General features: G+C 63.8%; 25 protein-coding genes and 8 pseudogenes. 16 read left to right on the top strand and 17 right to left on the bottom strand.

Annotated elements, in window-relative coordinates; genetic code table 11:
- The first annotated feature begins 1 nt into the window (after position 1).
- The 3 pseudogenes from ACF0H6_RS14150 (at position 2) to ACF0H6_RS14140 (ending at position 2,527) form a co-directional block, all read left to right on the top strand.
- Positions 2 to 2,037: pseudogene (locus ACF0H6_RS14150) on the top strand (fructose-specific PTS transporter subunit EIIC).
- Between the two features lie 24 nt (positions 2,038 to 2,061).
- Positions 2,062 to 2,214 (top strand): annotated as a pseudogene (locus tag ACF0H6_RS14145) (putative PEP-binding protein); the annotation flags it as partial.
- A gap of 33 nt (positions 2,215 to 2,247) precedes the next feature.
- Positions 2,248 to 2,527 (top strand): annotated as a pseudogene (locus tag ACF0H6_RS14140) (HPr family phosphocarrier protein).
- A gap of 291 nt (positions 2,528 to 2,818) precedes the next feature.
- Here the strand turns inward: ACF0H6_RS14140 and ACF0H6_RS14135 are convergent.
- A pseudogene (locus ACF0H6_RS14135) lies at positions 2,819 to 3,601 on the bottom strand (DNA topoisomerase IB); the annotation flags it as partial.
- 33 nt (positions 3,602 to 3,634) lie between these two features.
- A pseudogene (locus ACF0H6_RS14130) lies at positions 3,635 to 4,115 on the bottom strand (Dps family protein).
- 340 nt (positions 4,116 to 4,455) lie between these two features.
- Between ACF0H6_RS14130 and ACF0H6_RS14125 the strand changes: the two are divergent.
- The 4 genes from ACF0H6_RS14125 (at position 4,456) to ACF0H6_RS14110 (ending at position 5,673) form a co-directional block, all read left to right on the top strand.
- The gene (locus ACF0H6_RS14125; protein WP_395250257.1) at positions 4,456 to 4,623 is read left to right on the top strand and encodes a hypothetical protein; all 168 of its coding nucleotides are present in this window, start codon (positions 4,456 to 4,458) and stop codon (positions 4,621 to 4,623) included.
- 84 nt (positions 4,624 to 4,707) lie between these two features.
- Complete coding sequence (locus ACF0H6_RS14120; RefSeq protein ID WP_395250256.1) at positions 4,708 to 4,884, top strand: CsbD family protein; 177 nt, start codon at positions 4,708 to 4,710, stop codon at positions 4,882 to 4,884.
- A gap of 160 nt (positions 4,885 to 5,044) precedes the next feature.
- Positions 5,045 to 5,380: a hypothetical protein gene (locus ACF0H6_RS14115; protein WP_395250255.1), complete on the top strand. Its 336-nt coding sequence runs from the start codon at positions 5,045 to 5,047 to the stop codon at positions 5,378 to 5,380.
- Between the two features lie 26 nt (positions 5,381 to 5,406).
- Positions 5,407 to 5,673 carry a Rho termination factor N-terminal domain-containing protein gene (locus ACF0H6_RS14110; protein WP_395250254.1) on the top strand — a complete coding sequence of 89 codons (267 nt, stop codon included), beginning with the start codon at positions 5,407 to 5,409 and terminating at the stop codon, positions 5,671 to 5,673.
- A gap of 76 nt (positions 5,674 to 5,749) precedes the next feature.
- Here ACF0H6_RS14110 and ACF0H6_RS14105 read toward each other — a convergent pair whose 3' ends face one another.
- On the bottom strand, positions 5,750 to 6,631 hold the full coding sequence (locus tag ACF0H6_RS14105; RefSeq protein ID WP_395250253.1) for a Ku protein: 882 nt from the start codon (positions 6,629 to 6,631) through the stop codon (positions 5,750 to 5,752).
- Between the two features lie 38 nt (positions 6,632 to 6,669).
- Here ACF0H6_RS14105 and ACF0H6_RS14100 point away from each other — a divergent pair.
- Positions 6,670 to 9,315: pseudogene (locus ACF0H6_RS14100) on the top strand (ATP-dependent DNA ligase).
- A 105-nt stretch (positions 9,316 to 9,420) separates the two neighbouring features.
- On the opposite strand, the gene ACF0H6_RS14095 reads toward ACF0H6_RS14100, so the two are convergent.
- A complete protein-coding gene (locus ACF0H6_RS14095) occupies positions 9,421 to 9,684 on the bottom strand; it encodes a hypothetical protein (protein WP_395250252.1) in 264 nt (87 codons plus the stop codon).
- A 72-nt stretch (positions 9,685 to 9,756) separates the two neighbouring features.
- Positions 9,757 to 9,984 carry a hypothetical protein gene (locus ACF0H6_RS14090; RefSeq protein ID WP_395250251.1) on the bottom strand — a complete coding sequence of 76 codons (228 nt, stop codon included), beginning with the start codon at positions 9,982 to 9,984 and terminating at the stop codon, positions 9,757 to 9,759.
- A 534-nt stretch (positions 9,985 to 10,518) separates the two neighbouring features.
- Here ACF0H6_RS14090 and ACF0H6_RS14085 point away from each other — a divergent pair.
- On the top strand, positions 10,519 to 11,322 hold the full coding sequence (locus ACF0H6_RS14085) for a putative protein N(5)-glutamine methyltransferase (RefSeq protein ID WP_395250250.1): 804 nt from the start codon (positions 10,519 to 10,521) through the stop codon (positions 11,320 to 11,322).
- A 255-nt stretch (positions 11,323 to 11,577) separates the two neighbouring features.
- Entirely contained in the window at positions 11,578 to 13,161 is a 1,584-nt protein-coding gene (locus ACF0H6_RS14080; protein WP_395250249.1) for an MFS transporter, read from the top strand.
- A 62-nt stretch (positions 13,162 to 13,223) separates the two neighbouring features.
- On the opposite strand, the gene ACF0H6_RS14075 is transcribed toward ACF0H6_RS14080, so the two are convergent.
- Positions 13,224 to 13,424: a hypothetical protein gene (locus ACF0H6_RS14075; RefSeq protein ID WP_395250248.1), complete on the bottom strand. Its 201-nt coding sequence runs from the start codon at positions 13,422 to 13,424 to the stop codon at positions 13,224 to 13,226.
- A gap of 33 nt (positions 13,425 to 13,457) precedes the next feature.
- Complete coding sequence (locus ACF0H6_RS14070; protein WP_395250247.1) at positions 13,458 to 13,736, bottom strand: hypothetical protein; 279 nt, start codon at positions 13,734 to 13,736, stop codon at positions 13,458 to 13,460.
- 169 nt (positions 13,737 to 13,905) lie between these two features.
- Between ACF0H6_RS14070 and ACF0H6_RS14065 the strand changes: the two genes are divergently transcribed.
- The 4 genes and pseudogenes from ACF0H6_RS14065 to ACF0H6_RS14050 all read left to right on the top strand — a co-directional run bounded on the left by ACF0H6_RS14065 (position 13,906) and on the right by ACF0H6_RS14050 (position 16,414).
- Entirely contained in the window at positions 13,906 to 14,622 is a 717-nt protein-coding gene (locus ACF0H6_RS14065) for a response regulator transcription factor (RefSeq protein ID WP_395250246.1), read from the top strand.
- Complete coding sequence (locus ACF0H6_RS14060; RefSeq protein ID WP_395250245.1) at positions 14,619 to 15,077, top strand: hypothetical protein; 459 nt, start codon at positions 14,619 to 14,621, stop codon at positions 15,075 to 15,077. The genes ACF0H6_RS14065 and ACF0H6_RS14060 overlap by 4 nt, the downstream gene beginning before the upstream one ends.
- Complete coding sequence (locus ACF0H6_RS14055) at positions 15,029 to 15,976, top strand: sensor histidine kinase (RefSeq protein ID WP_395250244.1); 948 nt, start codon at positions 15,029 to 15,031, stop codon at positions 15,974 to 15,976. The genes ACF0H6_RS14060 and ACF0H6_RS14055 overlap by 49 nt, the downstream gene beginning before the upstream one ends.
- 38 nt (positions 15,977 to 16,014) lie before the next feature.
- Positions 16,015 to 16,414, top strand: a pseudogene (locus tag ACF0H6_RS14050) (VOC family protein).
- 37 nt (positions 16,415 to 16,451) lie between these two features.
- On the opposite strand, the gene ACF0H6_RS14045 reads toward ACF0H6_RS14050, so the two are convergent.
- From ACF0H6_RS14045 to ACF0H6_RS14025, 5 genes are all read right to left on the bottom strand, one after another.
- Complete coding sequence (locus ACF0H6_RS14045; RefSeq protein ID WP_395250243.1) at positions 16,452 to 17,126, bottom strand: Clp protease N-terminal domain-containing protein; 675 nt, start codon at positions 17,124 to 17,126, stop codon at positions 16,452 to 16,454.
- Between the two features lie 67 nt (positions 17,127 to 17,193).
- Complete coding sequence (locus tag ACF0H6_RS14040) at positions 17,194 to 17,514, bottom strand: GNAT family N-acetyltransferase (RefSeq protein WP_395250242.1); 321 nt, start codon at positions 17,512 to 17,514, stop codon at positions 17,194 to 17,196.
- Positions 17,495 to 17,701 (bottom strand): hypothetical protein, encoded by a 207-nt coding sequence (locus ACF0H6_RS14035; RefSeq protein WP_395250241.1) that lies wholly within the window; start codon positions 17,699 to 17,701, stop codon positions 17,495 to 17,497. Before ACF0H6_RS14035 ends, ACF0H6_RS14040 begins: the two co-directional genes overlap by 20 nt.
- Positions 17,698 to 18,153 (bottom strand): cyclase, encoded by a 456-nt coding sequence (locus tag ACF0H6_RS14030; protein WP_395250240.1) that lies wholly within the window; start codon positions 18,151 to 18,153, stop codon positions 17,698 to 17,700. Before ACF0H6_RS14030 ends, ACF0H6_RS14035 begins: the two co-directional genes overlap by 4 nt.
- A gap of 159 nt (positions 18,154 to 18,312) precedes the next feature.
- Complete coding sequence (locus ACF0H6_RS14025) at positions 18,313 to 18,585, bottom strand: hypothetical protein (RefSeq protein ID WP_395250239.1); 273 nt, start codon at positions 18,583 to 18,585, stop codon at positions 18,313 to 18,315.
- A gap of 199 nt (positions 18,586 to 18,784) precedes the next feature.
- On the opposite strand from ACF0H6_RS14025, the gene ACF0H6_RS14020 reads away from it, so the two are divergent.
- A complete protein-coding gene (locus ACF0H6_RS14020) occupies positions 18,785 to 19,312 on the top strand; it encodes an FUSC family protein (RefSeq protein ID WP_395250238.1) in 528 nt (175 codons plus the stop codon).
- Positions 19,313 to 19,369: 57 nt separating this feature from the next.
- Here ACF0H6_RS14020 and ACF0H6_RS14015 read toward each other — a convergent pair.
- Positions 19,370 to 20,147, bottom strand: a pseudogene (locus ACF0H6_RS14015) (SDR family NAD(P)-dependent oxidoreductase).
- Between the two features lie 234 nt (positions 20,148 to 20,381).
- Between ACF0H6_RS14015 and ACF0H6_RS14010 the strand changes: the two are divergent.
- A complete protein-coding gene (locus ACF0H6_RS14010) occupies positions 20,382 to 20,567 on the top strand; it encodes a hypothetical protein (RefSeq protein ID WP_395250237.1) in 186 nt (61 codons plus the stop codon).
- Here ACF0H6_RS14010 and ACF0H6_RS14005 read toward each other — a convergent pair.
- From ACF0H6_RS14005 to ACF0H6_RS13990, 4 genes are all read right to left on the bottom strand, one after another.
- On the bottom strand, positions 20,518 to 22,689 hold the full coding sequence (locus ACF0H6_RS14005; RefSeq protein WP_395250236.1) for a hypothetical protein: 2,172 nt from the start codon (positions 22,687 to 22,689) through the stop codon (positions 20,518 to 20,520). The genes ACF0H6_RS14010 and ACF0H6_RS14005 overlap by 50 nt on opposite strands.
- A 248-nt stretch (positions 22,690 to 22,937) precedes the next feature.
- On the bottom strand, positions 22,938 to 24,476 hold the full coding sequence (locus ACF0H6_RS14000; protein ID WP_395250235.1) for a sigma-70 family RNA polymerase sigma factor: 1,539 nt from the start codon (positions 24,474 to 24,476) through the stop codon (positions 22,938 to 22,940).
- Positions 24,477 to 24,572: 96 nt separating this feature from the next.
- Entirely contained in the window at positions 24,573 to 24,929 is a 357-nt protein-coding gene (locus tag ACF0H6_RS13995) for a GNAT family N-acetyltransferase (protein ID WP_395250234.1), read from the bottom strand.
- Positions 24,926 to 26,272 carry an acyltransferase gene (locus ACF0H6_RS13990; RefSeq protein ID WP_395250233.1) on the bottom strand — a complete coding sequence of 449 codons (1,347 nt, stop codon included), beginning with the start codon at positions 26,270 to 26,272 and terminating at the stop codon, positions 24,926 to 24,928. The genes ACF0H6_RS13995 and ACF0H6_RS13990 overlap by 4 nt, the downstream gene beginning before the upstream one ends.
- Positions 26,273 to 26,293 lie beyond the last annotated feature (21 nt).

The following is a 26,293-nucleotide window of genomic DNA, read 5'->3' as shown; positions in this document are numbered from 1 at the left end:
AGTGACCCAGCTCATCACCCCCCAACTGGTCTCTCTCGATCAGTACCTCGGCGCCAACCCCGCCGACGTCATCCGCTTCCTTGCCGGCAAAGTTGCCGCGGCCGGTCGCGCCACCGAGGTTGAAGGGCTCTTCGCAGATGCCTTCGCCCGCGAGCAGAAGACCGCCACGGGTGTGCCGGGCGGCATCGCCATCCCGCACTGCCGCTCCACCGCCGTGACTGAGGCCACCCTGGCGATGGCCCGGCTCTCCACCCCGGTGGACTTCGGCGCCAAGGACGGCCCCGCGGACCTCATCTTCTTTATCGCGGCCCAGGAAGGAGCGGACCAGGAGCACCTGAAACTGCTCTCCAAACTGGCCCGTTCCCTCATCAAGAAGGACTTCACGGCCGCGCTCCGTGCAGCTGCCACCGAGCAGGACATTGTGGACCTGGTTGACGGCGCTCTGGCAGACAAGCCTGCCGCGCACGCAGCGCCTACCGTTGCCGACGCAGCGCCGGCCGCCACTGCCACGTCCCCCAAGCGCATCGTCGCCGTCACGGCCTGCCCCACCGGCATCGCCCATACCTACATGGCAGCTGACTCGCTCGTAGCGGCGGCCAAGGAAATGGGGGTCGACCTGCAGGTTGAGACCCAGGGTTCCTCCGGCGCCAAGCCGCTGGACCCGGCAGTCATCGCGGCCGCCGACGCGGTGATTTTCGCCGTCGACGTGGATGTCCGCGGCAAGGAGCGTTTCGCCGGCAAGCCTGTCATCAATGCTCCCGTCAAGCGCGGCATCGACGAACCGGCCAAGATGGTGCAGGAAGCCCTGGCGGCAGCAAGCGATCCACACGCCCACCGCGTCCCGCATTTCGGCGCCGAGGAACAAGCCGAGCAGGCTGCTGAGGCAGCCAGCGAACACATCGGGCAGAAGCTCAAGAAGGCACTGCTCACTGGTGTCAGCTACATGATCCCGTTCGTCGCCGGTGGTGGCCTGTTGATCGCGCTCGGCTTCCTTATGGGCGGTTACCTGATCACGAAGTACGCGGACACAATCGTCGTCAACAACAGCATCTTCAACCTGCCGACACAGTTCCCGGACAACGCCTGGGGCCCGTTGGGCGCCTATCTCGGGGCGGTCCTTTTCAAGATCGGCGCCCTATCGCTGGGCTTCCTGCCCCGGCCCTGGCAGGCTACATTGCCTACGCGATCGCTGACCGTCCTGGCATCGCACCCGGCTTCGTCGCCGGCGCGGTTGCCGGATTCATGGGCGCCGGGTTCCTCGGCGGCATTGTGGGCGGCCTTCTCGCGGGCTACATCGCCCACGTCATCGGCCGGCTCCAGGCTCGCCCTGTTGGCTGCGCGGCCTGATGCCTGTGGTGATCATTCCTCTCCTGGCGTCGCTCGTGGCCTCCGGTTTGATGTTCCTGATCCTGGGCGCGCCAATTGTCGCCATCACCAAGGGCCTGAACGGCTGGCTGTCCGGCTTGACTGGTGCTAGCGCCATTGCACTCGGCGTGATCCTCGGCCTCATGATGTGCTTCGACCTCGGCGGACCGGTCAACAAGGTTGCCTACTCCTTCGCCGTCGCCGGCCTCGGTGCCGCAAGCATGGACAATCAGGCCCCGTGGCAGATCATGGCCGCCGTCATGGCGTCCGGCATGGTTCCGCCCCTGGCGCATGGCCCTTGCGTCGACCGTCCTGAACAAGCACCGCTTCAGCTTGGCCGAGCGCGAAAACGGCAAGGCCGCGTGGCTGCTGGGCGCCTCCTTCATCTCCGAAGGCGCCATTCCGTTCGCTGCCGCCGACCCGCTGCGCGTTATCCCTGCCAGCATGCTTGGCGGGGCCGTCACCGGCGCTCTGTCGATGGCATTCGGCGTAGGGTCCAAGGCCCCGCACGGCGGATTCTTCGTCTTCTTCGCGATCGACAACTTCCTATTGTTCTTCCTCTCGATCGCAGTTGGCACGGTGGTGACGGCCTTCGCCGTCATCGCCCTCAAGCGCTGGGCAGTCAGGAAGCCGGTCGAGGCCGAGCCGACTCCTGTCGCAGTCGCAGCCTGAACCAACCCTTAAAAGCACACAACGAAGCCCGTGGGGGTCTGCGGTGAGGCCGCGACGGATCCAGCCCTCGCCGTCGTACTCGTTGGGCTGGGCGTCGCGACGCTTTCCATGAGTGCCTCCGCCGCACGGCAAACAGTCCGCGCCCAGCTGCCTATCCTGAACGAGCTGGGTCTCTAGACTTTCCCCAAGCAAACAAATGAAGGAGCAACAATGTCCGAACGTACCGCCACCATTGCCAGCCGCGTCGGCCTGCACGCGCGCCCCGCGGCCATCTTCGCCGAAGCTGCCGGCGAATTGGACCTCGAGGTCACGATCGCCCGCGAAGGCGAGCCCGCCGACGACGCCATGGACGCAGCCAGCATCCTGTCCCTCATGAGCCTGGGTGCCTCGTTCGGCGACGTCGTGGTGCTCCGCGCCGAGGGCGCCGGAGCCGACGAAGCCCTGGAACCGCCTGGTGAAGATCCTCGAAACGGACCACGACGCCGAGTAACCCACCGAGCATGCCCCCTCGAGCACTCCACCGCTGAGCATGCTCTCCCCTAGCAGTGAGCGATGGACATATTGGCGCTATGTCCATCGCTCGCAGCCAACAGGGAGCATGCTCAGTGGGGTTCAGGGCAAAGACCCCAAGTAATTGGCAATCTGGGACTCGGTTGCCTTGAGTTGCTCGAGATCTCCGGCGCAGGAACCCCTCCACAATGCGCGGATCGACATAGGCGGCTCTGGCCACCGTTGGCGTATTGCCGAGTAATTCGGCGGTTTCCTTGACGGCCTCAAGGACGCGCTGGCGGGCAGGCACCTCGGACTTGCCTGCGAGCGCCATGCCAGCAGCCGCGGTGCCTTTCCAGGTGCGGAAGTCCTTGGCTGTGTACTCGCCACCCGTGACATGGCGAAGGTATTCGTTGACCATCGTGGGGTTCAAGCTGATCCAGTCCCCACCCTCGTGGAAGGCCAGCAGGGGCTGCTTGCCAGATCTTTCGGCCAAGGGCTGAAGGAACCGGGCCAGCGCGGCGTCTTCGATGGTGGATTCCCATGTTTGGCCGCTCTTCCCCGGAAAACGCAAGGACACCGCATCTCCACTGAGCCGCACGTGCTTACATCTCAGCGTTGTGAGACCGTAGGAGCCGTTGCGGCGCATGTAGCCGTCGGACCCAACGCGCAGGGCCCCGAGGTCCATGAGCCGCACGGCCGCGGCCAAGGTTCTGGTCTTCTCCGAAGGTGACTCCCGCAGATGACGGGAGACCAGTCGGCGCGCCTGCGGCAGGAGAGATCCGAGCCGAGCAGCCCGGGCGAACTTCTCAGTATCCTGGCGAGCCCGCCACTCCGGGTGGTAGATGTATTGGCTCCGACCCGCGTCGTCCACTCCCATTGCCTGGATGTGCCCGTTCTCGAACGGACATATCCAGACGTCGGCCCACGCAGGAGGGATCGCAAGCGCATCAAGGCGCTTGCGATCCCTACCCCCGACAAGCGATCCGTCCGGATAGTAGTAGCTGAATCCGCGGCCCGACCTTCTCCGCGAAATGCCTGAAGTGCCGGGTTTGCTGCGGCGAAGCCGTGGCATGCCCGGGCGCCTTTTGCCTGGGTTCCCGGGTTCCTAGGCTTCCTGTGGGTCTGCCACGGATGCACTGGCTGACATGATTTCGGCACTGATCATCCAGGCGAGCTGCTCCAAACGGGAGATGAACGCGTGGAGGAGGTCCGCCGTCGTGGGGTCTTCTTCGTCTACTTCGTCGTGGACATCACGCATGGTCTGGACCGTCCGCTCCAGGCGGTCGGTGATCAGCTTCACGGCATCCTTGGTTTTGGTCAACCCCGCGGGGAATTGCTCCAGCCCTGGTTGAGGCAGCGATGGTGCTGCTCCGGCCATCGGGAAGTGCATGGAGCGCCCGCATCCTTTCGGCGGTTTCGTCGGCGAACTCCCGGGCGGCTGCGACGAGTTCGTCAAGCTGCAGATGCAGGTCCCGGAAATTGGGGCCAACGATGTTCCAATGGGCTTGTTTCCCTTGGAGTTGGAGCTCAATCAGATCCGTCAGGACCAGCTGGAGATTATCTGCCAGAGTTTGCGATGCTTTCACGGTTTCCCCTCCAAGACGACTGCTGACAACGGGTCGGATAAGCGCGCCGGACACCGGCGCGAACCCTTCCGCCTAGCCTACGACGATACTCAAAATTTCTCATAAGCATGCTTAGCACTTGTTTTGATAAGCGTACTTAGTAGTAATATGGAGGAAGTCGATGCCGGTCCTCCTGGATGAAAATCCCGCGAAACAAGGCGGCATCCACTGCAGTAAGACCTCGCATGGAGTCGGGGGGACTGGTGAGGAAGCGCGGTTCGAAAGTGAACCGACAACCGAATACATGGCAAGGGGCTCAGGCGCTTGTCGGAGGCCCCGCTCTAGTAAGGAATGTGTGATTGTGAACACTCTTCTGATCATTGCAGGCGTTGTGGCAATCGTTCTTCTCCTGGTCGGCGGATTCTCGCAGGCAGTGAGCTGGCTCCTTTGGGTCGGCTTGGTCCTCTTGATCGTCGCGGCAATCGGCTGGCTCCTCAGCTTCGTTTCCGGCCGGAGAACTCACGCCTAGCCGACGACGGCTGGCCCCGAAGGGCCCGATCCACGCCATGTGGCGAGATGAATTGAATCCGTTACCACCAAAAGGAGTACGTCCATGGGTGCAGATGACAAGATCCGTAACACCGGCGAAAAGCTTGCAGGCAAGGCCAAGGAAGCAACCGGAAAGCTAACGGATAACCAAAAACTGGAAGCCGAAGGCAAGATGGACCAGGCCAAAAGCGATGTGAAGCAGGCCGGCGAAAAAGTCAAGGACGCTTTCAAGAAGGATTGAGTCCGCTCGAATTGCGGCTCCCGCCCTGCGCGGGAGCCGCAATTCCCAGTTCCAGGAAGTTACGTCAATGCCGACTATCTCTGACCCCATAGTCCCTAGCGGCGCACCGCGCCCCCGGGGTGAACGAATCTGGTGCGCTCAATGCGGCACAACCGAGTACTTGATTCTTGATTCGGCCGAGCCACTCAAACCACCGGTGTCAGACCTTGTTGAAGCCGCCTACACCTGCTCGCAATGTGCTAGCTTCTACACCCATCCTGCGACATTCCAGGACGTCTCTGCGATCATAAACCTGCGCGGAACGGCATCAGGTGTGCTGCAATTCGGCGGCGAATACGTCCACTGTGGCGAACCGATGAAGATTGCGGGCACCGGATTCCGTAGCGTTTACGCGCCAATGACCACGGAGGACCCCACGGTGGACCTACTCGACGTCTACTTGGCGACAAAGGTGCTGCAGTGCCGTTGCGGGTTCCGGATGGAACTTCCGTCATAGCCGATACCTTGCTTAAGGAGGAACACGTGCCAAGGAAGAAAAATCCCAGCCTCAAGGACCCGGAACTCTACGAAACCCTCCGCGAGGATGGCGCATCGAAGGAAAAAGCAGCCAGAATCTCGAATGCAGCCGCCAAGGTCGGGCGCAAGGAAGTCGGCCGACGTGGCGGTTCCTCGGGCGACTATGAGGACTGGACCGTGCCCAGGCTGAAATCCCGGGCCAAGGAGCTGGGCCTCACAGGGTACTCAAGCAAGAAGAAGGCCGAACTGATCTCGGCGTTGCGAAACCACTGACAACACCGGGCCGCGCGCGCCCGCGGCCGCGACTCCCAGGGGACATGTCCAGTGGTGAGCGGCCGACGGCGGCGCGTCAGGCTTTCTTGACCCGCACCCTTGGCTTGCTGGCCGCTTTGCCGGTGCCGGCGTCGTCGGACTCTTCCGTATCCGTGCCGGAGGCCGTGCCTTTGCCGCGCTTCTTCTCGAGGCTCCGCTTGAGTGCCTCCATGAGGTCGATGACTTCGCCGCCTTCGCCTTCGCTTGCGGCTACACCGAATGTCTCCTCGGTGTCGATCGAATCGCCCTTCTCCAACTTGGCCGCGATGAGCTGGCGCAATTGAACTTGGTAGTTGTCGGTGTATTGCTCGGGTTCGAAGTCGCGCGCCATGGAGTCCACCAGGGCAGAGGACATCTCCAGCTCCTTGTCCGATATTTTGACGTCGGTCTCGAGGGAGGGGAAATTCGCTTCGCGGACCTCGTCGTCCCAGAGCAGGGACTGCAGCATCAACACGTCCCCGCGTACCCGCAAGGCGCCCAACCTGGTCTTCTGCCGGAGGGCATACTGCACAATGGCAACGCGCTCGGTGTCCTGCAGGGTGCGCAGGAGCAGCATGTAGGCTTTCGGCGACTTGGAGTCCGGCTCAAGGTAGTAGGGCCGCTCGTACATGATGGGGTCCAACTGCTCGGCCGGTACGAACTCCACCACTTCGATCTCTCTGCTGTTCTCGGCCGGGAGCGATTTCAAATCCTCGCCGGACAGCACCACCGTGCGGCCTTCCTCTTCGTAGGCCTTGTCGATATCCTCATAATCCACAACAGAGGCGCAGATTTCGCACTTCCGTTGATAGCGGATGCGGCCTCCGTCTTTGTTGTGGACCTGGTGGAGACTGACATCGTGGTCCTCGGTGGCGCTGTAGAGCTTGACGGGTACGTTGACCAGCCCGAACGCGATAGAACCCTTCCATATGGCCCTCATGCACTAAGTCAACATCACAACAAGGCGGAGGTGAAGAGGTGGCAACCAGCCAAAAGGAACGCGTCAACGTCGAAGGCCGCGAACTGACGCTCACCAACCTGGGCAAAATCATCTACCCGGAGACTGGTACCACCAAGGCCGAAGTGCTCGAATACTACGCCGCGGTGGCACCGTTCCTCATTCCCGCCGCTGCCGACCGGCCTGCCACGCGCAAGCGTTGGGTGCACGGAGTGGGGACAACGGATAACCCCGGGCAGATGTTCTTCCAGAAGAACCTGGACGACTCCACGCCGTCGTGGGTTCCGCGCGTCACCATCCAGCACAGGGACCACAGCAACAACTACCCGCTGGTCAACAATCTCGCCACCCTCACCTGGCTTGCCCAGATTGCCGCCTTGGAAATCCACGTCCCCCAATGGCAGGTGGACGCCGACGGAACCATGTTGCCGCCGGACCGCTTGGTGCTGGACCTGTGACCAGGTCCCGGCACCGGGCTTCCCGAATGCGTGGAAGTCGCCAAGCTGGCGCGCAGCATCCTTCAGGACATCGGACTGGACCCCGTCCCGGTCACGAGCGGCAGCAAGGGCATCCACCTCTACGCCGGCCTGGATGGCACCTGGAAATGGGAGCAGGTCTCCGCCTTCGCGCACGAGTTGGCCCGCTCTCTCGAGGCGGATCACCCGGACCTTGTCGTCAGCGACATGAAAAAGACGCTGCGCCACGGCAAGGTCCTGGTGGATTGGAGCCAGAACAGCGGCAACAAGACAACCATCGTCCCGTACTCCCTTCGCGGACGCGCCCACCCCATGGTGGCCGCCCCCAGGACCTGGCAGGAACTGGCCTCCCCCAAGCTCGAGCATCTGGATTTCACGGCGGTCATGAAGCGCGTCAAAGACGGTATGGACCCCTTCGCCGCGGTAGCCGCCCACCGCTCCGCGCACGCGCCCGCGAATGCTGGCAACGGTGCCAGCGGCTCCGGTCGCTCCGGCGGCTCGCGGACCAAAAGCGACGACGACGGCGGCTCCCCCGGCGCGGGCAGCGCGAGCACCGCCGTCGGAGGCACCGCCGTCGGAGGCACCGCCAGTACCGCCGTCGGAGGCACCGCCAGTACCGCCGTCGCCAGCACAGCCGTCAACCCCAGGTTGGCCAGCTATGTGGACAAGCGCGATCCGCGTCGGACCCCCGAACCGTTTCCCGCCGTCGGGCACCAAGCGGGATCCCGTCCCCTCCAGGCGGACGCGGAACCCAGCCCGCCCGGCGGAATTTTCGTCATCCAGGAGCACCACGCCCGCCGTTTCCACCTCGATTTCCGTCTGGAGCACAACGGCGTCCTTGCGTCCTGGGCCTTGCCGCGTGGCGTGCCGGACACTCCGGCCAAGAACCACCTCGCGGTGCGCACGGAGGACCATCCGCTCGAGTATGCAGAATTCTCGGGCATCATTCCGAAGGGCGAATACGGTGCCGGGACGGTCAGCATCTGGGACAGCGGCGAGTTCGAGTGCGAAAAATGGCGCGACGGCAAAGAAGTCATCGCCACCCTCACCGGCAAGCCCGGCGGCGGACTCCACGGAACGCGTCGCTTCGCGCTCATCCACACTGGAGAGTCGCCGTCGCAATGGCTGATCCACCTGATGAAGGAGCCGGGCCATAAGACCGCGCTGTTGCCCGGTGCCCCATCGCCGGTCACGTCAGTTCCGGCGGTTTCAGCGGTTCCGGCGTATGCGCCCATGCTCGCGACGTCAGGGACCACCGCCGACGTCTCCACCGGCGACTGGTTGCTTGAGCTCAAATGGGACGGTTTCCGGACCATCGTCTCGCGTTCGGGCGGCAAGATCAGGCTGACCAGCCGCTCGGGAATCGACATGACACCCACCTACCCCGAACTGGCGGATCCGCGCTATTGGCCTGACCACGACTTCGTAGCAGACGGCGAAATCGTCGCACTCAGCAAGAACGGGCGGCCCAGCTTCGAGCTGCTCCAGAAGCGGATGAACCTCCTCAAACCGGGCGACGTCGAACGGGCGCGGGCTGCGGTTCCCGTGCAGCTCATGTTGTTCGATCTCCTGTACGACGCCGGAGCGAGCGAGGGTGCCGAGCTCATCTCTTTGCCGCTCAGCGAGCGCCGGAACCGGCTGTCTGCCTTCTGTGCCGGGTTGCCCACCGAGGGCTCCCCCCTTCACCTATCCGAAGTGCTGGCGCATGATCTGGACGACATCCTGACGAGCGCCGCCGAGCTCGGCCTTGAAGGGGTCATGGCCAAGCGCGCGGACAGCCGGTACCAGCCGGGGAGGCGCAGCAGGTCCTGGATCAAGCTCAAATTGGAACGCACGCAAGAAGTGGTGCTGGGTGGCTGGCGGCCGGGCGCCGGAACGCGGCTTGGGACCATCGGCGCGTTGCTCGTGGGGATTCCCGACGGCGACAAGTTGCGCTATGCGGGCCGGGTAGGTACCGGATTCAAGGACTGGCAGCTGCGCGACATCCTGAAGCGATTGCAAGCGTTGGACCGCCCGGACTCACCGTTCCACAACATCCCGGCGGAAGATGCCGCCACCGCCCATTGGGTTGCCCCCGAGCTCGTAGGCGAAGTGTCCTTCGGGGACTGGACCGGCACCGACAGGATGCGCCACCCCGTCTGGCGCGGCTGGCGCCCCGACAAGTCCCCCGACGACGTCGAGCGTGCCTAGCCCGAGTCGAGCGTGCCTAGCCCGAATTCCAGCGAAACGGAAAATGCCCTTCGCCCACGGAATTCCAGTGGCGAAGGGCATTTTCCGCGTCGAGGTCGGGTGTTCCTAAGAGGAGTGCGGCATCTGGGGACGGCCGGTGCGGTGGACCGCGGTGACGGCCGCCTGCTGCCCTGCGCGGCCATGGTTGGTGCCGCGCTCCTTGGGATGCTTGGTCTTGCCGCTACCGTCCGGCCAAGACGTTCCTTGGGATGAGCCCAAGGTCGCGGCCACAGTTGCCGGGGCCGGCATCAGTGGCGTTTCCATGGATTCGACCAGGTGCCGGCCGGCGACCTCGGAGTTGATCTGTTGCGCAACGTGCTTCGCAGCCATTGTTCTTCCTTTCTGCAATGAAACGAAGGGATTATCCATATTAGGTGGGAGCGGTCCGCTTGTCCGCAGGATCTACCAGCGGACCTTCTTTTCGGACTTGGCCTGCTTGCCGCTCGCCTGCGTGGGTTTGTGTCCCTTTCCGGTGCTCTGCCAGCCAGCCCCGGCGCCACCACGGGACTTGCTGGCCAACATTTCCTTCTGGGCGTCAGTCAGTTTCGATTTGACGCCGGCGGCCGGGGCGTCGGATTCCTGCGCCACGGGTTCTTGCTCGGGGTTGGTTTCGGGTGTGTTCGCTGTCATGCAGTGGACTCCTTAAGCTCTGAACTGCCGGAGAGGCCTCGGGACTGCGACGTCCACTGCGAGACCTTGGGTCCAAATAGCAGCAACAGGAACGGCGCGGAGGCGAAGCCTCAACAGGCGTGGATTTTTGTCGGATCAAACTCAGCGGCGTCGGCAAAAGTCAGCAGTCTCTGCGACCAAGCTAAACGCGCCGGTCTATTCAAAAATCAGTGTTCCCATGCATCCACCCTAAACACTCCTGCCGGTGTTGGGAACCCCGGGTCGGGACCCTGTGTTGAGACCCAGGGTTGGGAACACCGGGTTTGCTGGAACCCGGTTTCGCTCGTGGCCTCCCCGTCCGCTCTCGGCTAGCATGGCAGTTCCAGCACGCGACCAGCATTTCCAGCACAAGACCAGGAGGTGAGACCCATCAACTCAACAATTCACGGGTGCTCCCTCCCGATCCTGCGGCGAGTCTGAACCGACGAGCCTGAACAAACGAGTCTGACGCAAGTGGCCCGGAGAGCACCCCTCGGTATCCCGAAAGGCTCTCCTATGTCAGCACCAGCGTTCCAAACTTCCCACTCCGCCATCACAGCACGGCTCCGCTCCGCTGGCTGCGTCTTCGCCGAAGACGAGGCCCAACTCCTGATCGCCGCGGCGCAGTCTCCTGGGCACCTTGACCGGCTGGTCGAACAACGCGCCTCAGGACTGCCCCTCGAGCATGTCCTTGGATGGGCCGAGTTCTGCGGCCAACGTATCGCAGTGGACCCGGGAGTGTTCGTCCCGCGCCGCCGCACCGAGTACCTCGCCAGTGAGGCGGCCCGCTTGATCCGGCCGGGCGCCGTCGTCGTCGATCTTTGTTGTGGTTCGGGTGCCGTAGGCACTGCCTTGGCTGCCGCGGCGGACGGCATCGAACTGCACGCCGCCGACGTCGACCCCACGGCGGTCCGCTGCGCGCGCCGCAACATCGGGCCGGCGGGCGGCCAGGTCCATGAAGGCGACCTGTACTCGGCCCTGCCCGCCACTCTTCGCGGACGCGTGGACGTGCTGGTGGCGAACGCTCCATATGTGCCCACAGACTCAATCGGGATGATGCCGCCGGAGGCCCGGTTGCATGAACCTCTCGTAGCGCTCGACGGCGGCGCGGACGGCATGGATGTCCAGCGCCGGATCGCCGGGGAGGCGCCGTTGTGGCTGGCTCCCGGGGGTCACCTCCTGATCGAAACGAGTGCCCGGCAAGCCCCGACGACGGCGGCACTGCTCGAGCGGGCCGGGCTGTCAGCGAAAGTGGTTCATTCCGAAGAATTCGATGCCACGGTGGTGCTCGGAAAGCGGCAGAAAATCCACCGGGAATGATCAGCAAACTGTGCGTTTGAGGGGCTTGAACCAAACAATTTGGTAACGAACGCTGAGAACACGCCAAAATCCGCGTGTTTCCGCGGCTGTAGGCGGCATGTGAACGGCAGGCATTTGGATCGAAGACAGGCCAAAATGGGCCTCAAATTCGGAATGCGACTCTCAGTTTCGGCGAAACTCGCGTAAAATTGAAACCCTGCCCAGAGCGGGGCAGCTGTATGTCGCAAGCAAATGACCTCCCTAGGAGAAGCCCAAATGCCCACAGACCATAGCATGACCGACTCTTCAGCAGGTGCTAGGAACACCGCTGAATCAAGCAAGGCCGCACCCCGCGGCGCCTCGAAACTGAAGCTTCCAACACGCCGTCGGCTGAAGGTTTCCGACGTCAACGTCGTGGACAAGCCGATGCTGAAGAAAGCCCTTGGCGGCACGATCGTCGGCAACACCATGGAGTGGTACGACGTAGGAGTTTTCGGCTACCTCATCACCACGATGGGACCCGTCTTCCTGCCCGAGGCGGACAAGTCGGTGCAGACACTCTTCCTGCTCGGAACTTTTGCCGCAACCTTCCTGGCACGGCCGCTCGGCGGCGTAGTCTTCGGTTGGCTGGGGGACAAAGTGGGCCGCCAGAAAGTGCTCGCCACCACGCTGCTGCTCATGGCGGCCAGTACTTTCGCCGTCGGCCTCTTGCCTGGATACGCACAGATCGGCATCTGGGCGGCGGCACTGCTTGTCATCCTGAAACTCGTCCAGGGTTTCTCCACAGGTGGCGAATACGCCGGCGCCACGACGTTCGTGAGCGAATACGCTCCGGACAAGCGCCGCGGCTTCTTCGCGAGCTTCCTGGACATGGGCTCCTATATCGGCTTCGCCCTGGGTGCGGCCCTGGTGTCCATCCTGCAGCTCACCATCGGCCAGACCGCCATGGAGGAGTGGGGCTGGCGCCTGCCGTTCCTTATCGCCGGGCCGCTCGGCGCCATCGCTGTGTACTTCCGTAGCAAGATCGAGGAATCACCGCAGTTCCAGGCCACGTTGGACGCCCAGGAGGCAATTGCCGCAGAGGCCGCAGCTGGCGACGCCGCCGTGGTCAAGGGACCGGTTGGCATCATCAAGGCCTACTGGCGCCAGATTATCCTCGCCATGATCCTTGCTGCGGCCGCCAACACCGTGGGCTATATGCTGACGTCCTACATGCCCACCTACCTGACCGAGTCCAAGGGCTACGACCCCGTCCACGGCACGCTGCTGACCATCCCCGTGCTGGTCATCATGGCAGTTTGCATCCCGCTGACGGGCAAGCTCTCCGACCGGATCGGCCGCCGGCCCGTCCTGTGGATCGGCGCCATCAGCACCGTCGTGTTTGCCGTTCCGGCCTTCCTGCTGATCGGCATCGGAGATATTTGGTCCACGCTTGCCGGCTTGGCACTGATCGCCTTCCCCGTCACCTTCTACGTGGCCAACCTCGCCTCGGCGCTGCCGGCATTGTTCCCGACGTCGAGCCGATATGGCGGCATGGGCATCGCCTACAACTTCTCTGTAGCGATCTTCGGCGGCACAACGCCGTTCATCGTGGCAGCCTTGATCCAGGGCACCGGCAACGACATGATGCCGGCGTTCTACCTCATGGGCACGTCCGTGGTTGGCGCAATTGCCATCTACTTCCTCCGCGAATCTGCCCAGCGGCCCCTCCCGGGTTCCATGCCCAGCGTGGACACCGCTGCGGAGGCCCGCGAGCTGGTGGCCACCCAGGACACCAACCCGCTGATCGACCTGGACGAAATGCCGTTCGACGGCGTGCTTGTGGATGCAGCGCCGGACCGGGACCACGTCCCGGCGTAGCGAAGGTCCCGGCGTAGCGAAGGTCCCGGCGTAGCGAAGGTCTCGGCTTAGGGCCTTGCGGCTCAGACCTTGCGGTTGGCTTTCTGTTCCTGCATCCGCTTTGCTTGCGCCTGGATCTTCGGTCCATAGCCGCCGTTAAGTGCGGTATCCCTGATGTGGGTGGCCTTCGCGACCTGGTCGCCGGCCGCCGCGTCTTTCAGCGCCTTCAAGTCCGCTTGAAGGGCCGCTGGAAGCTTTGCCGCCAGCTGAGGACGCTTGTCCACAATGAAAGTGGCGATCTTCGCGGCCCGCTGACCCTAGTTGGCCTTGGTGCTGTCGCCGTTGACGAAGAACCGAAGGGCAACCGCCAAGGGATGCCGTGCGAGCGCCGCCTTGGCGGCCACGGCGGTAGTCGCGTTCGGTTGGGAGGCGACTGCCGCCGTCGTGCTTGCGCTGCTTGAGGTGGCCGCGTTTGCGGCGATCACGCCTCCACCCAGCAGCAGACCGGCTGCAAGGACGCCGACGACGGCGGTGCGGGCCTTGGTGCCCTTGCGACGCTGGATCGGGGTACTGGCGACGGGGGTGAAGTTGTTCATGGTCCGTGTCCTTTGTTTCCGGCCGGCGGCATATCCACCAGCGCTCTCCACAACACTTTGGTCCGCAGGCATGAACTGATTGTTCGGCCAATGTTCGAGGAATGTAAAACCGTCACCCTCGAGGGCCAAGGACGCTCCAGGCATTTCGTCCTTGCTGTTGAATGGACGCATGGAGGAAAGCCGCGGGTTGGTGCTGATTGCCGAGGATGAACAGGCAATCGCCGATATCCAGCGCCTGTACCTCAGCCGCGCCGGTTTCGGCGTGCACCTGGAGCGCGACGGGATTTCCGCGCTGGCACAGATCAAGCGGCTCAAGCCGGTCGCGGTGATCCTCGACGTCGGGCTGCCTGGCATGGACGGGATCGAACTCTGCAGGCAGCTGCGGCAGGCCGAGGACTGGACGCCGGTCTTGTTCGTCACCGCCCGCGACGAGGAAGTGGACCGTGTCCTGGGCCTGGAATTGGGCGCTGACGATTATCTCACCAAACCGTTTTCGCCCTCCGAGCTGGTGGCCCGCGTCAAAGCGGTGCTGCGCCGCACAGAGGGCACCCCACGGCCCAAACCGCTCGTGCTCGGCGCGGTCGAACTGGATCCGTTGAACCGGACCGCACGTGCCGGCACGGCAGAACTCACCCTGACCGCCACCGAGTTCGATCTCCTTGCCTATCTGATGGCCCAGCCGGGGCGCGTGTTCTCCCGGGAGCAACTCCTTTCCGCGGTGTGGGGCCAAGCCAGCTATGCGGCCGGACGGACCGTGGATGTGCACATCGCCCAACTGCGCGCCAAGCTCGGCCAACACTCCCCCATCGCGACGAGCCGCGGCGTCGGGTACTCGGTGGCGGCGCTTCCAACGTCCGGGCCACGCTCCGCTGGAGGCTCGGCGTGAGGCGCTGGTTCGGCACACTGGCCGGGCGCACGACGGCGGTGATCGCCGCCGTCGCGACCGTCGCCGTCGTGCTCGCCGGTTTGCTTGCAGCGCAACTGGTGAACGCTACCGCCGTCGACGAAGCCAAGAAGTACCTCGCGGTTGAAGCCGATTCCCTCAGCAAACAAACAAGTCTGGGGAGCCTCCAGGACCTTCGCGCAGATCTACTCACCCACGGCGCAAGGCTCGCGCAGATCAGCAACGACGGCCGCGTGGCAGGCGGCGGTGCCAGGCTGGTGGATGCAACAACGGTGGCGGACGTCCTGGCCGGAAAGCCGGTGTCCAAGACTGTGGATGGTCCGCAAAACACTGTGGTCCTCGAGGCCCGCCCCTGGCGGCCGGCGGTGGCGTGGTGCTGGCGCAGCCAGTGTCCGAGATCCGCGCAGCTGCTGCCCCGCTGCTCAGCCGGATGTTGATCGCCCTGGCTGTCTGCCTCCTGTTCTCCATCGTGGCGGGTGGCTTGTTGGCGCAATGGCTCAGCCGGCCGTTGGTGCGGACCGCCCAATCGGCCCACCGGCTCGCAGCCGGAGAACGATCCGTGGCAGTGACGCCCGGCGGTCCCGCCGAAGTGGTGGAGGTTTCACAGGCCCTGGCCGCATTGGACGCCGCGCTCCGGACCAGCGAGGGACGCCAACGCGAGTTCCTGCTCTCCGTTTCGCACGAAATCCGGACGCCGCTCACGGCGCTGCGAGGCTACGCCGAGGCCCTGGCTGACGGCGTTGTCAGCGGAGCCGAAGTGAGCGGAGTAGGGCGAACCCTTGTGACCGAAACCAACCGTTTGGACCGTTTTGTCCGCGACCTCCTGGAATTGGCGAGGCTCGAGTCGGACGATTTCCGCTTGGAGCTGCAGCCGGTGGACGCATCGCTGATTCTGCGGGAGAGTTGGCAGGCCTGGCAGGCGGTGTGCGTCCAAAACGGGATCGTCGGACGGCTCGAGCTGCCTCCGGGGCCTCTGCCCATCCGCAGCGATGGCCAGCGGTTGCGGCAAGTGGTGGACGGGCTTCTGGAAAACGCCCTGCGCGTCACTCCGGAGGGCTGCCCGGTCGTGCTTGCGGCCTATCCCTCGGGCAGTGTGCCCGGCAGCGGGCTTATCGCGGAAGTGCGCGACGGCGGGCCGGGACTCACGGAGGCGGATGCCGCCGTCGCGTTTGAACGCGGCGCTCTCTTTGCCAGATACAGTGGCGAACGGCCCGTGGGCAGCGGACTGGGCTTGTCGATCGCCGCGAGGATCGTGCAGCGGATGGGTGGCCGCATCAGCGTGCGCACCGCGCCGGAGGGTGGCGCGGCATTCGTGGTGGAGTTGCCTGAGGCGTGAACGTTCCGGCGGACTCCCAGCAAACGTAGACTCTGCGCATGGCTGAAGTTCCAGTGGGTTCGCTGCACCATATAGAGATTTGGGTACCGCACGCCAGCCGTGCGCAGGAAGAATGGGGCTGGCTGCTGGCAGAACTGGGCTACGAGCGATTCCAGGAATGGCCCGACGGATGCAGTTGGAAACTGGGGGCGACCTACATTGTGGTGGAACAGTCCTTAGCGCTCACCGGGAGCACGCACCGCCGGACAAGCAGGGCTCAACCACCTCGCCTTCCATGCGGGCACGAGGGAGAACGTCGAACGCCTTCGCCGGCTTGGCGCCGACTCCGGCTGGTACGAGATGTTCGAGAGCAAGTATCCCCATGCCGGCGGTCCCGACCACTACGCCGCCTATCTGGTGAACACCGACGGTTACGAGGTTGAGCTGGTTGCGGGCTAGGACCTGAGCCGGGAACAGGGCACCAGGGAGCGGGTCGCTATGAATCCGGGCTCTTGAGGCGCGCCTTGAGTGCGACCGCATCGACGCCCAGATGGTCGAGCAGGACCGCGGCCGGATCGGGTTGCCGCCGCTCCAGCAGGGCGAGCAAGAGATGCCGCGTAGTGATTCTGCGGGCTTTCTCCTTCGTGGTCAGGATCAGGGAGTCCTGAATGACCGAGCGGGCAGCCGAAGTGAAAGTCACCCTGCTTGCCTTGATCGGCGCATCCAGCGGCCCGAAGTGGTCCACCGTGATGCCGACGGCTTCCAAGGACTCACGGTCCAGGGCATCGAGCCCGGCGCGTGCGGATTCGAGGTCCGTTCCCAGGATCCGGCGGCTCTGGGGATCGTGGAACAACCCCAAGAGCAAATGGTCTGTGCCGATCCTCCTGTCGCCGCGGCGTTTGGCTTCCTCCGCACCGGCGTGGACGGCGGTTCTTGCTTCGCCGGCAAATCGTTCGAACATGTCAGTCTCACTTTCCGTATTTGGCGTGAACCGACTGCCGGGAGACGCCCAACGCATCGCCGATCTGTTCCAGGACCAGCCCCGTTCCCTCGCGAGAGCCACATTGCTCGCTTCAACTTTTTCGGCCAGGCGATGCAAGGCGCCAACGGCGCGGAGGCCAATCGCGGGGTCAGTAGCCGGGATGGGTGCAGGCAGCTCGTCACCGTTCATATTGTCAGTCTGGACTGACAGTATGAATCTGTCAATACAAACTGACACAATCATTGGGGTCTGAAAGTCAGTTGACCCGCCGCCGCATGGCGATCCTCGGCCAGCGGGTGAGGCCCACCAAGGCTTCGCACTCGAGGATGGCTCGCAAGCCATCGTCCAGCTCGTTCGAATCTAATTCCTCAAAGCCCAAGCGGCGGTAATACGGGGCATTCCATGGGACGTCGCGGAAGGTGGTCAGGGTCAGCCACTCTGCCCCCTCGCCGCGGGCTAATTCTTCTGCGACATCAAGCAACTCACTCCCGAGACCTTGCCGCGCATGCGAGGGGTGGACACTCAATTGCTCCACGTGTGCATTGCCGCCCAGGTACTCAAGCAGGAGATAGGCCACCGGAACATCCGACGCGTCGGCAAAAACCAAAGCACCGCCACGAGGCCTGGAAGAGAGCCAACTCAGTGACCGTCAACGGCTCGTCGTCTGCGATGGCGCCCATTCCGCAGGAGCGGAAGACTTCACCCGCGGCGTATTCGATCCCCCGGAGGCGTTCCAGTTCGTCCACGCGTGCTGCCCTGATCACGCGTCGGCCCCACCGCGCGCCAGGTACCGGTTGCGCTGTTCAATGAGGTTCCGTAGATATTTGCCCAAGACCGCTTTCTCCGCAATCCGGCCCACAACACCGAAAGGCGCCGCGAACTCGACCCGGTCGATCATGAGGGTCCCGCCGTCGTCGGGAATGAACTCGTGCACGTGCCGGAAGAAGCGAAAGGGACCGCGCACTTGCTCGTCGGTGAAGGAATAGGGGAAGCGAAGATGGGTGATGCGGCTACGCATCCGCAAGGGGAGGGCGAAATGCCACGTCTGCCAGGTGACCTCATCTCCTTCCGACATCAGTCCGGACACCACACCCGCCACTGCGCGTTCACGGGACCTGGCCATGGAGCCGACATGGGCGTCGACGCTGCGGGCGAGATCAAACACTTGCCCCGGTTCCAGGGCCACGTGGGTGCGGCAGGTGAACGACACAGTCATGATTCGATCCTGCCACTGTTTCGCTCCCGGTTTTGCGAGCGATCCACGGCGCTCTCCGAAACACAAAGCAACGTTGTGACCCAGCTAATGGCGCGGATCTTGGGGTCCTGATACCTTCCGAATGGTCGGCTGAAAATGATTGGTGGTGTGCTGTTGCGATCAATCATGGCGCACGTCCGCGCCCTTAATACCGTTCCCCCAGCAAGCGGCGATCACCTTGCTGCCGTCCGGGTCGCGCTCAGCGTCGCCGCGCCTGCACTCGTCCTCCTGACGGTTGGCCGTCCGGACCTCATCATCTACGCCGTCTTCGGTGCCCTGACCGGCATGTACGGCCGCGCGGAACCGCACCAGTTGCGGATCAAGCACCAAGCGCAGGCCGCCGCCGTGCTCTTGGCCGGCGTCTCGGTGGGCACGTTCCTTTCGCTTGCGCACATCCATTCATGGGGCCTGGTGGCGGTCGAGGCGGTGTTGGCAGGCGCGGGATCGCTGTTCTCGGACAAGGTGCGGCTCAAGCCCAACGGCCCGTTCTTCGGAATCCTGGCGCTAGGGGCATGCGCATCCGTTCCGGTGAGCATCCCTTTCTTTGCTGCTGTGCTGATCTGCGCCGTATCGGCGGCGTTCTCGATGATGGTTGGCTTTGCCGGGTGGTTCCGGTACCGGGCCTGTGGACCGGGGAGCCACCCGGGACATTCCGGCGTTCACAGCTCAACTCCGCGTCACTGTGGGATTCCACGCCGCTCGGTACGTACTCGCGGTCGGCGCGGCAGGAGCCTGCGGGGTGCTCACGGGCAGCGGCCACCCGCATTGGGCCATGGCCGCGGCCGCGGTTCCGCTGGCCGGAGCCGACATGCCAAGCCGGCTGCACCGTGGGATCCACCGCATCGTGGGGACGTTCCTCGGATTGGCGATTGTCGCCGTCGTGCTCTTCCCCGGTCCGCTGTCCCCGCTGCACTATTTCCCGGGCCAAACCACCATCATTCTGGCGCTGCTGGTGATCGCCTTCCAGTTCCCCACCGAGTTGTTCATGGCGCGGCACTACGGGTGGGCCATGGTGTTCTTCACCCCGGTCATTTTGCTCATGACCCAACTCGCTTCCCCCACAGATCCCGACGTACTCGTTCACTGGAACGCGGGGTGGAGACTTTCGTGGGAGCAGTGATCGGAATTGGCGTGGCAGTGCTGGTCCAGGCGCCCCGCCGTAATAAGTCGCCAGGAGCTACTTCGCCAGCCTCCGTGGCGGCCCCGAGGTAAATCGCGGCGGCAGCATCCTCACGATGGCCACCACCATCTTGTACCGCTTCGAGGGGATCGAAACGCCCTTGCCGTTTGCGTTGTCGGCCAGGCCCTCACGAACCACACGCTCCGCGTTCAGCCACATCCATCGCGGCACCACCGTCTTGTCCATCCCCATGCGGTCGTGGAACTCCGTATGCGTGAATCCCGGACACACGGCAGTGACCTTCACACCGCCAGCTGCGTAGGCAAGGTTGGCCCATCGGCTGAAACTCACCTGCCAGGCTTTTGGCGGCGGAATACGTGCCGCGATTCGCAAATGCCGCGACACTGGCCACATTGACAATCCGCCCCGAACCCCGTTTCAGCATCCCCTGCAGGGCGGCATGGCACAGTTCCAGCGGTGTCTGGACGTGGAGCCGCAGGTGTCGCTTTTCATCTTTCGGGTCGTTCTGCTCGAAGGACTTCACAAGTCCGGTCCCCGCATTATTGACCAGCACATCCACCGGCCGCGTTGCGTCCGAAAGACGCGCGACGACGGCGGCCACCCCGGCGTCGTCGGTCAAGTCGGCGGCAAGCACCTCTGCCGTGATGCTGTAATCGCGTTCGAGTGTGTCAGCCGCGATCTGGAGGCGGTTGGCATCGCGCGCCACGAGGACCAAGTGGTGCCCTTCCTGGGCGAGCTGGCGGGCGAATTCCGCACCCATGCCGGCGGTGGCGCCGGTGACAAGTGCCGTGAGGGCGTTCGCTGTAGTTGTCATGCGCCCAGACTAGCCCTGTCTGGCCTCCCGCTTCATGAGTTTGTGTACAGCTCGTGTCCCTTTAAGACGGATGTTAGGGGACACGAGCTGTACACAAACTCCGGTGTTTATCTGCGCCGTCCGAAAAGCACCAGCAGGAAACCGCCGCATAGCAACGTCAGCCCAAACGGCAGCAGCCCGAGCATAACTCCGGTAAAGGGAAGCGACGACGAGGTAGGCGAGGCCGCCGGGTCCGTGAACGAGATAGTCACTTGGGCCGACGGCGAAACCATCGGGGTCCCCGTCGGCGGGGTTCCTGTGATCGTCGCAGTATTCCTCAGTCGCCCGGCATCGAGAATTGCCTGGGTCACCGCAGCGCTGGCCCTTGCGATCAAGGATTGCCCCGGCAACAACGTCCCGGGGGTTCCGGGCCAGGCGTAACCAGGCCGGACAGCCCCGCCATCAGATCGGTGACCGCCACGTTCGTCAGCGTCACGTTGCCCGTATTCTTCGCTGTGAAATGAAACAGGATCACATCCCCGGGCCGCGCAGGGGAATGGATGGCCGACGCGTCGGCCCCCTTCGCAAGCGACAGTCCGGGCCCTTGGACGAGTGGAGTGTCCGTTGAGCCAAGGGGCGGGGTGATCGGGGTCCCTGTGGGCGGGGTGCCGGCGACGGTGGCGGTGTTCTTCACGTGCCCGGCGTCGAGATCGGTCTGGGCCAGCCAATAGTTCGCCGAAGCGGTCACGGTCTGGCCGGGCAACAGCGTCCCGGGAGTTCCCGGCCAGGTGTGGGCCCGTGCCGAGAGGCCAGCCAGCCCATCTGTAATGGTGACGCCCGTCAGGGTCACGTTGCCCGTGTTCTGCGATGAGAAGAGATACGTGATCGCCTGGCCGACCTGGGCCGGGGAAGTCACCTTGGAAGCATCCGCGGCCTTCGAGAACGACAAGCCCGGGCTTTGCGTTGCCCGGAGCACCACCGTGGACGGGTCCGATCTCACTGGCGAATCCGTGGGCGGGGTGCCTGCCGCGACAGCGGTATTTGTAATGGTCCCGGCATCGATATCCGCCTGGGTCGCCACATAGGTGGCAGTGCAGGTGATCGACTGGCTTGGAGCCAGCGAGGATGTCCCCGCCGGACACGTGATGACCGGAGCCGTCCCTTTACCGGTAAAGGCCGTCTCGGCCACGGTCACCTGGGCCAGAGCCACGGTGCCCGTATTCGTCACCGCAAAGTTGTAATGCAGCACTTGCCCCGCGGCGGTCAGCGTCGTCTCCTGCACGGACTTCACCAAGGAAATTGACTTCAGTACAGGGGTATTGGTGAAGGTGCAGAGAACGTCCGTTCCTGCGGTTCCCGCCGCCGCCGGCATCACGAAGGAACCACTCGAGCCTGCGCCGGAGGCCACTTGAACGCTTCCGTTGGCTACGTCGACGCATTGCCAGGACGTCATGTAGCTGTCCAGATTGGCTCCCGCTGCACCGGTCTCCGAGATCGAGTAGCTGGTTCCCGCGAGTCCCAAGACCGGGCCAGCGACCTCGTACGGTTGCTGATTTTGGACGCCCGTCTCCGTACCCGCCGTGGTCCCCGCGTTGCCGTGAGCCAGCCCGCCGCCAGTGACTGACAGGTTGAATTGGTCCGTGGCAACAGCCCGGCCAGAGGGCAGGTTCTTCTGCACGCGGATGACGTTGGGCTCGGCACAGGACGCGAAGTCGCTGATGCCGCTTGTTGGGGTCATCACGGCCGATGACATCTCAGCGCCGGTACTTGGGTTGATCTTGGACACGGTGCCGCCGGCGCCGCCAATGCCAACGTAAAGGTAGCCGTCGGCTCCGAACGCTACTGCACCAATGGTGCCGGCGCCCGCAATGGGGCTGATTTCCGCGAAAGGAAGGGACGGTCCAGTGGGCGCGCCAGTTGTTGGGAGAGCCGCGTCAATGACGTAGAGGGCGCCTGACGTGGCCACATAGAGGCGACCTTCGCCGTCGAACGCAAAATCCCCGTTGTTGAAGGCGCCACCGAAGGCAACACGCGCGGTTTCACCGGCAATGGCCGTGTTGGTGTTCGTATTGAAACCGTAGATGTAGAGCGTTCCGCCGGAGACAATGCCGTAGTAATAAATGGCGGTTACCGGATTGAAGGCACCCATCACGATTCCACCGTTCGCCGCCGGAGCCGTGAGGGGGGTCCCGGTAAAGGTGGTGACCACTCCACTCTGAGGGTCCACGCTCCGAATTGTGGGGCTGCCTGTCTGGCCGCCTGCTTGATCGACGAGCCAAAGCACATTGTGGATCGAGTCGACCGCAAGCGCATTGCTCGCGGGGGTAGTACTGGCAAGCGTCGCGATGGGGGTCAGCACGCCGGTGGTTGGATTTACGGTGGACAAGGTGTGCGGGTCGGCGTGTTCGATCGCATAAATCGACTGGCATGAAACAGCCACCCCCCTCAGCACTCCGTACGCAGCGGCCGGCGCCGCAAGGCCCAAACCGGCAACACCAACTGTGGTCATGGTGACAGCAAGGACTGTCAAGAATGCCACTGCCCTGGCAAACCATGACCTCATGATCGGTTCCTACCCATTACTGCGCCGTTCATGGCACACCCTCATTTCAACCCGAGGCCCGGTCCTGCCGAGCCATTTCGAAGCAATCTCCAAGGGTTGCCTGCTCCGCTAGCTGTGGAGACAAACGACTACCCATTACGAAGTGGGGGTAAGTGGCAATTCGTGACGCGAAAATCGAAACTATTTTTAAAGGGCCCGTCGCGTTTTAAAAGGCCCGTCGCGGCCTTGATCGACCCCGTGGAATCTACCTAGTGGAAAAGGTTGGCAAACGTCTTCGTGACGATGCGCTGTCCGCCAAATTGATAGCTCAAGGTGGCGTTCTCAGCCTGGCTGGAGATCGCAACGCCCATCGTGAAACCGAGGCTGCTGGGGGCGATCGATCCCGTCGTGCAGCGAATCTGATGGATGTCCGCCGCTGGGTCAGAGCAGGTCCAGCCAGCCGGCGCCGCGAATTTCCCTGCGACGAAGCCTGCTTCGGTCGAAAGACTGAAGATGGCCTCGCCCGTGGTCGGCGTGCCGTCGCCCTGCAAGGAGAAGCCCACGTCGATCTGCCGTTCAAGCGCAGCCTGTCCCGGCTGAATGCCGAAGGAGGCCGAGACCGTCTGCGCAGGTGGGGCCGAGGTGGCGGACGTTTGCGGCATGGGAGTTGTGAAGACGGTCCCGGAATCTACCACGATTGCCTTCCCCTCCGGGGCCGGGAGTATCTCCCGTAGCGGCGGTTCCGGCACCGCGATGGGAGGCGGGTCCGACGTCGGCAACGGGCTTGGTGGCAGGGTGGCCGACGGTGGCGCGACTTGCGGGGCTGACGGCGCGTAACCTGCATCCGCTTCAACCAGCGGCCCAGTCTGTCCGAGCCACATGAGGACGCCTGCAATCGTGAGACCCGCAAGAACCAAAGCGGCGACTGCCACCTTCCAGAGGCTGGCCGGTTTCAGGCCTGCAGCGGTGGGATCGGCCGCATCGGGGAGGAAACCTGCGGGCACTGCTGGCGTGAAGAAAATCCCAGCCACCAGCGGGAAGACAATCGCCCTCATGCCCGATTGGATGTCGTGGAGTTCCACCAACAAGGCCGTGCACTTTGGACATTCCTCCAAATGAGCCTTGACCTTTTCGTGCGACGAGCGTTTCAGCCCATTGCGGGCGTACTTTCCGAGTTGGCTTGAATACTCGGCGCATGAATCTTCAACGGCCAAGCTGATGTGGTTCTGCAAATAGGCCTGCCGAAGCCCCTCCCGCGCCCGGATCACGAGCGACGAGACCCCGTTGGGGCTCAATCCAATGAAGGGCGCCGCAGCGGAGGGTTTCAACCCTTCTATGTCGACGTGCCAGAGCACCGCCTGCCAGCGCACGGGAAGTGAGTTGAACGCCCTTGCCATGGTGCTGGACTCGAAGGCGTCGAGAACACTATCCGCGTCGAAAATCGATGAGTCCAGGCTGACGCTGTCCCCCACAGCCAGGGTACGCCGGGCTTTCCGGTTCCTGTCGTGGGCAAGCCGCCGCACAGCAGTCAGAAGATACGAACGGAAGAACTCGTCCGGGCCCTTGCCTTCGGTGAGGGCTTGGAAAATCGACGCGAAGGCCTCGGATACGACGTCGTCGGCGTCACTTGCATTGTCCGTTTGGGCGCGCGCAACGTAGAGGGCCGCTCCCGCGTGTCGCTGATAAAGCACGTCGAATGCAGCAGCGTCGCCCTCACGCACCATTGCCATGATTTGCGGGTCGCTGTGGGTCTCAGGGGCCAAAGCCGGGGGCGCGCCATCGGACCTATGCTCAGAATCCTGCTCCATAGCATTCCAGTGTGGCAGCAGACCTCAACACGACTTGAATTCCTGGGCAAAATCCGACTATATGTGACGTCGCCCTAAATGTGCCCGAGCGGGTGCCTACTCGTTGTCCGGCTCGCCCACGGGCAGTTCCGGCGGCCAATCTATGTCGAGCTCGTAGCCCTCATGCTTGCGCAAATAGGCGGCGATGAAAGGGCAATGCGGAATGATCCGCTTGCCGGCGGCAACCACGTCGTCCACGGCAAAGTGGGCCAAAACCTTGGCGAGTCCCCGGCCTTTGAACTGCGGGCGCGTCTCGGTGTGCAGGAAGTCGACGTGGCCAGGCTTGTCCATGAACTGCGAGATCACGGCAACTTCACCGTCAACCAGAAGCTCGTAGCGGTGGAATTTGTCGTTCCTGACCGTTGTGACGGCCGGGCTGAACGACTCTGCGGTTGAATCCGTGAACTCAGTCATGAGTCGAGATTCGCACTTAAACCCTGCTCTGGCAATGGCACTACGGAGGCATCGGGGTCGGCTGGGGACAACACTCCGGCCGGCACTCGTCCGAGCAGTAACACTCCCAGCGCGAAGCACGCCGCTCCCCCACCGAGAAGGGTCAGCGTGAGCCCGTTGAAGGCGGCGTCCACCACCGGAACAAAGACCACGACGCCGGCTGTCACCACCGCGGCGTGCGCCCTGCCGCGCGCGTGGACGGCCGCCGTCGGGCGCTCTTCGAGCTTGCCGCACAGCAGCAGGACGGGCACCAAAAGGACGACGACGGCGAGCAGCACCAGCGGGCGCCCCCACCACCACTCGGCTGTACCGGCCGCGGGTTTGGGGAAGTTCGTGAGCAGCAGCAGTCCGGACATGGCGGCGAGAAGCGGCAAATGCCACAGATAGACCGTCATGGACCGCCGGCCCGCCACGGCCACCATCCAGCGGATCCAGCGCACACCAGCCACCCACGCGAGCCCGGGGCGCAGCAACTGCAATGTGGCCGCCTGCGACAGGCCCAAGAGCAGCATGCAGAAGTTGGGCGGATTCAGGTCCACGATCATGTTCCCCGAGTAGACCCCGATCCCCGTGACGAAACCCAGCAGCAGGTTGCTCCCTAGAATCAACCCGGCAAACCAGCCTCGGCTGCGTCCAGCGAAAATACCGTCGGCAATGAAGAAGCCGAACTGCTGGACCGCGCACCAGACAAAGAGCATGTTGACGAAAGCGAGCATCGGAAATGCCCCGCGGAGGGAGTCGAGGGTGATGACGGCAGCCACCAGCCCGGCGAGAGTCAACCAAGGAGAATGTCCGTGCAGCCGTGCCAGTACGGGAACGCTGAGCTGGGAAGCAAGGTAAGCGGCCAGGAACCACAGGGGCATGCCCGCTCCGGTGGTGATGAGTTGGACCACTTGAGGGTCGACTCCCAGGAGCCGGGCGGCCCACAGTCCCACGAACATCGTGGCCAGCAGCGCAGTTGCCGGACGGATGAGGCGCAGCAGGCGCAGTTGCGCATAGTCGACGCCGGTGCCGCCACGCGCACGGAGCCGACGCCATGACTCCAGCCCGGTGATGCCACCAAGGACAAAGAACAGCGGCATCACTTGGAGCACCCACAGCACGGGTTCGAACCAGCGCTGCTCCATGAGCGTATTTTCGGTGGTGACCGTGCCGTCCGGATGGAGGACCGGGCTGACCATCATGCAGTGCGCGAGCACCACCAAGAGGAGGCAAAAGAACCGGGCGAGATCGATCACAGGGTCACGAGAGCGGCCAAATGCGGCCATGCCCGCCGACGTCTTTTGTTGCCTCGAGAATCCCATCGCACTCCTTCGCGAACTGCT

Source organism: Arthrobacter sp. NA-172 (assembly GCF_043952055.1).
Classification (GTDB): Bacteria; Actinomycetota; Actinomycetes; order Actinomycetales; family Micrococcaceae; genus Arthrobacter.
This window is presented reverse-complemented; position numbering and strand designations above follow the sequence as displayed.

Coding starts and splice junctions, on each gene's coding strand:
- ACF0H6_RS14095 (WP_395250252.1), bottom strand. CDS start 9,684: ATGGCTGCGAAGCACGTTGCGCAACAGATCAACTCCGAGGTCGCCGGC.
- ACF0H6_RS14005 (WP_395250236.1), bottom strand. CDS start 22,689: ATGAGGTCATGGTTTGCCAGGGCAGTGGCATTCTTGACAGTCCTTGCT.
- ACF0H6_RS13995 (WP_395250234.1), bottom strand. CDS start 24,929: ATGACTGAGTTCACGGATTCAACCGCAGAGTCGTTCAGCCCGGCCGTC.
- ACF0H6_RS14085 (WP_395250250.1), top strand. CDS start 10,519: ATGTCAGCACCAGCGTTCCAAACTTCCCACTCCGCCATCACAGCACGG.
- ACF0H6_RS14080 (WP_395250249.1), top strand. CDS start 11,578: ATGCCCACAGACCATAGCATGACCGACTCTTCAGCAGGTGCTAGGAAC.
- ACF0H6_RS14090 (WP_395250251.1), bottom strand. CDS start 9,984: ATGACAGCGAACACACCCGAAACCAACCCCGAGCAAGAACCCGTGGCG.
- ACF0H6_RS13990 (WP_395250233.1), bottom strand. CDS start 26,272: ATGGGATTCTCGAGGCAACAAAAGACGTCGGCGGGCATGGCCGCATTT.
- ACF0H6_RS14065 (WP_395250246.1), top strand. CDS start 13,906: ATGGAGGAAAGCCGCGGGTTGGTGCTGATTGCCGAGGATGAACAGGCA.
- ACF0H6_RS14000 (WP_395250235.1), bottom strand. CDS start 24,476: ATGGAGCAGGATTCTGAGCATAGGTCCGATGGCGCGCCCCCGGCTTTG.
- ACF0H6_RS14105 (WP_395250253.1), bottom strand. CDS start 6,631: ATGAGGGCCATATGGAAGGGTTCTATCGCGTTCGGGCTGGTCAACGTA.
- ACF0H6_RS14120 (WP_395250256.1), top strand. CDS start 4,708: ATGGGTGCAGATGACAAGATCCGTAACACCGGCGAAAAGCTTGCAGGC.
- ACF0H6_RS14030 (WP_395250240.1), bottom strand. CDS start 18,153: ATGACTGTGTCGTTCACCTGCCGCACCCACGTGGCCCTGGAACCGGGG.
- ACF0H6_RS14070 (WP_395250247.1), bottom strand. CDS start 13,736: ATGAACAACTTCACCCCCGTCGCCAGTACCCCGATCCAGCGTCGCAAG.
- ACF0H6_RS14045 (WP_395250243.1), bottom strand. CDS start 17,126: ATGAACGGTGACGAGCTGCCTGCACCCATCCCGGCTACTGACCCCGCG.